Annotated in this window: 4 protein-coding genes and 1 pseudogene; 1 reads left to right on the plus strand and 4 read right to left on the minus strand. The window is 39.2% G+C overall.

Annotation, left to right across the window (positions count from 1 at the left end; all coding sequences use genetic code 11):
• Positions 1 to 208: 208 nt before the first annotated feature.
• From I6F50_RS20000 to rph, 3 genes are read right to left on the minus strand one after another with little or no spacing between them, the layout of a single operon-like run.
• Positions 209 to 589, minus strand: coding sequence for a diacylglycerol kinase (locus I6F50_RS20000; protein WP_007583384.1), 381 nt, complete (start codon positions 587 to 589; stop codon positions 209 to 211).
• Between the two features lie 56 nt (positions 590 to 645).
• Entirely contained in the window at positions 646 to 1290 is a 645-nt protein-coding gene (pyrE, locus tag I6F50_RS20005) for an orotate phosphoribosyltransferase (RefSeq protein ID WP_007583381.1), read from the minus strand.
• An 18-nt stretch (positions 1291 to 1308) separates the two neighbouring features.
• Positions 1309 to 2022 carry a ribonuclease PH gene (gene rph / locus I6F50_RS20010; protein ID WP_002958890.1) on the minus strand — a complete coding sequence of 238 codons (714 nt, stop codon included), beginning with the start codon at positions 2020 to 2022 and terminating at the stop codon, positions 1309 to 1311.
• Between the two features lie 179 nt (positions 2023 to 2201).
• Here rph and I6F50_RS20015 point away from each other — a divergent pair, with 179 nt between their 5' ends.
• The gene (locus I6F50_RS20015) at positions 2202 to 3062 is read left to right on the plus strand and encodes a YicC/YloC family endoribonuclease (protein WP_002958889.1); all 861 of its coding nucleotides are present in this window, start codon (positions 2202 to 2204) and stop codon (positions 3060 to 3062) included.
• A gap of 731 nt (positions 3063 to 3793) precedes the next feature.
• Here I6F50_RS20015 and I6F50_RS20020 read toward each other — a convergent pair.
• Positions 3794 to 3869 (minus strand): annotated as a pseudogene (locus tag I6F50_RS20020) (elongation factor Tu); the annotation flags it as partial.

Raw genomic sequence — 3869 nt, forward strand, 5'->3', positions numbered from 1 at the left:
GTTCGTGCCTCGCTATGCGTTGGCGTTTCCCGTCTCAGTGGGGTCGCATTATAGGGAGATCCGAAAACAGATCAACCCTTTTTTGAAGAAAACTTGAAATAATGTGCTGTTCGCTGAGTATTTGAGCTAAACACGTTAAAAACACAACATAACTAGCAAATTATTAACAACTAAAGGTGTTTAAACTTCACTAATATTAAAAGTGAGCTTAAACGATCTTCATATAAAGACTTACACCCCATATGATCAACACGATCGTTAATGAAAGTGTTACGGCTGCAGATCCCATATCTTTGGCTCTACCTGACAATACATGCAATTCTGTACTTACTCGATCTGTTAATGCTTCAATGGCAGAGTTTAGCAATTCAACTATTAGAATAATAAGCAGTGAGCTAATTAGTATTGCCCAGTGTAATAATGATGAAGCCAGCCAAAATGAAGTGGGGAATAATATAAGGCTTAGTAATAGCTCTTGTCTAAATGCAGCTTCTTCTTTAAATGCTGCTTTAAAGCCAAGATAGGAGCAATAGGTTGCTTTGAAAACGCGTTTGAGGCCTAAGCCATTTGGTTTTAATACATCTTTCATTAATAAACTCTATGAATGAAGGTCAAAATAAAGCCCCGCACTGCGAGGCTTTTTATTTATGCTACGCCGTATTGATCACGGTAAGCTTTAACTGAGGCTAAATGCTCGCCCATCGTTCCTTGGTTTTCAAGGTAACTAATAAGGTCTGCTAATTTTACAATAGAAATTACTTTGGTATTAAAGTCGCGTTCAACTTCTTGAATAGCTGATAACTCGGCTTTACCTTTTTCTTGGCGATCTAATGCAATTAAAACACCACTAAGGTCTGCACCATTTTGTGCAATAATTTCCATGGACTCACGAATAGCGGTACCTGCGGTAATTACATCATCAACTAGCATTATTTTGCCATTGAGTTCTGAGCCTACTAATGTACCTCCTTCACCGTGTGCTTTTTTCTCTTTACGGTTAAAACAGTACGGTACATCTTTATCATGGTGATCTGCTAATGCAACTGCCGTCGTTGTTGCTATTGGGATACCCTTATACGCGGGACCAAATAGTACATCGTACTCTATCGCTGAATCTTCTAATGCTGATGCATAAAAACGACCTAAACGTGCTAAGTCACGACCTGTATTAAACAAACCGGCATTAAAAAAGTAAGGACTTATGCGCCCTGACTTTAAAGTAAACTCACCAAATTTTAATACCTGCTTCTCTAGAGCAAATTCTATAAACTCTTTTTGATAATCTTTCATATCTAGTGGCCTACCTATTTATGCTAATGCTTGCTTTTGTACGTCAATGATCTCACGAATAGAATGTTTAGCTAAAGTAAGTAACTCATCTAGCTCATCAAACGAGAAAGGTTCGCCTTCGGCTGTGCCTTGAATTTCTATAATTTTACCTGTTTCGGTTAAAATTACATTCATATCAGTTTCTGCTGCTGAATCTTCAATATATTCTAAATCGCTAATTGCTTGGCCTTTGTATATACCTACTGAAATAGCTGCAATCATATGCTTAAGTGGGTTTGAATTAATCATACCCTTTGCACGCATGTGCGTTAGCGCATCAACAAGTGCAACACATGCACCACTTATAGAAGCAGTACGTGTACCGCCATCTGCTTGGATTACATCACAGTCAATGGTGATTGTGTTTTCGCCAAGTGCTTTTAAATCAACAGCAGCACGCAGTGCACGTGCAATTAAACGTTGAATTTCCATAGTACGACCGCCCTGCTTACCACGTGCAGCTTCTCGAGCATTACGCGTATGCGTTGCTCGCGGTAACATACCGTATTCAGCATTGATCCAACCTTTACCCTGACCTTTCATGAAACGAGGAACGCCCGATTCGACAGTAGCTGTACAAAGTACTTTGGTGTTACCAAACTCAACAAGTACTGAGCCTTCAGCATGCAAAGTATAATTACGTGTAAATGTAACAGGTCTAATTTGATTAGGTGTTCTTTCGCTTGGACGCATTGACGATCCCCTTAATTCAGAATTTGCGACATTATAAGTGTATGTGGGTATAGATACCATGCTGATTTAAATAAATAGCTGTATGCAAAATATTCAGTGTATTAAATTTTCCCTAGAGCTTAAGCGGTGTTACGGTATAATCATCGTAATATTGTATTTATAAATTTAGGAAAATATCCATGATCCACAGTATGACAGCTTATGCGCGTCGCGAAATAAAAGGCGATTGGGGAACTGGCACTTGGGAAGTTCGTTCAGTGAACCAGCGTTACCTTGAAACATTTATTCGCGCACCAGAGCAATTTCGTGGCATGGAGCCAGTTATTCGTGAGCGTTTACGCAAACACTTACAACGCGGTAAAGTTGAGGTTTTTTTAAAGTTTGTAGCAAATCCTGCCCATGTTGGTGAGCTATCAATTAACCAAGCCCTTGCTGAGCAACTTATAAATAGCGCTAAATGGGTTCAACAGCAAAGTAATGGCGACATTAATCCTGTTGATATATTACGTTGGCCTGGTGTTATGGAAGCTGAAGAACTTGATATGGATAGCGTTAATACAGCACTAATTGCTGGTCTTGATCAAGTAATCGAAGATTTTAAATCAGCTCGTGGCGATGAAGGTGCAAACCTTGAAGAAATGATAGCAATCCGCCTTGATGCGATTTTAGAGCAAGTAGAAATTGTAGAAACGCATATGCCTGAGATTGCTAAGTGGCAGCGTGAAAAACTGGCTCAAAAGCTAGAAGACTTAACAGCAAACATTGACGAGTCACGCCTTGAACAAGAACTTATTTATCTTGCTCAAAAACAAGATGTAGCTGAAGAATTAGATCGTTTAAAGTCTCACGTTAAAGAAACTAAAAAAATCCTTAAAAAAGGTGGCGCATGTGGCCGCCGCCTAGATTTTATGATGCAAGAATTTAATCGTGAAGCTAACACGCTAGCATCTAAGTCTATCAATAGTGACATCACTACTGCCGCCGTAGAGTTAAAAGTATTGATTGAACAAATGAGAGAACAGATCCAAAATATTGAATAGTTTTCAGCCAATTATGGCATATTCATAACTTATCAAAACCCGGGCTAGGCTCGGGTTTTTTATTAATACCAATAATGATATTTTGAATGTTGTTACCAAGCATCTTCGTCTAATGTGAAATCCTCACCTTCAAATCACTCTTTATTTTAGACATTAAAAAGCCCGAGACTAAGCTCAGGCTTTTTGGTAACAATTAGCTAGGCTAATAATTACGCTCTGAACGTTACTACAACGCACCTACGCCTAAAGTAAGAGCGCCACCTTCATATGACATTTTATTCTAGACATTAATAAGCCCGAGGCTAAGCTCGGGCTTTTTGGTAACAATTAGCTAGGCTAATAATTACGCTTTGAACGTTACTACAACGCACCTACGCCTAAAGTAAGAGCGCCACCTTCATATGACACTTTATTCTAGACATTAAAAAGCCCGAGACTAAGCTCGGGCTTTTTGATAACAATTAGCTAGGCTAATAATTACGCTTTGGACGTTACTACAACGCACCTACGCCTAAAGTAAGAGCGCCACCTTCATATGACACTTTATTATAGACATTAAAAAGCCCGAGACTAAGCTCGGGCTTTTTGGTAACAATTAGCTAGGCTAATAATTACGCTTTGAACGTTACTACAAAGCACCTACCGCCACCTTCATATAACACTTTATTCTAGACATTAAAAAGCCCGAGACTAAGCTCGGGCTTTTTGGTAACAATTAGCTAGGCTAATAATTACGCTACGATAGTTGCTACAACACCAGCACCTACAGTACGACCACCTTCACGGATAGCAAAACGAAGACCTTCA

This window comes from Pseudoalteromonas sp. NZS127_1 (assembly GCF_015864295.1).
GTDB lineage: Bacteria > Pseudomonadota > Gammaproteobacteria > Enterobacterales > Alteromonadaceae > Pseudoalteromonas > Pseudoalteromonas arctica.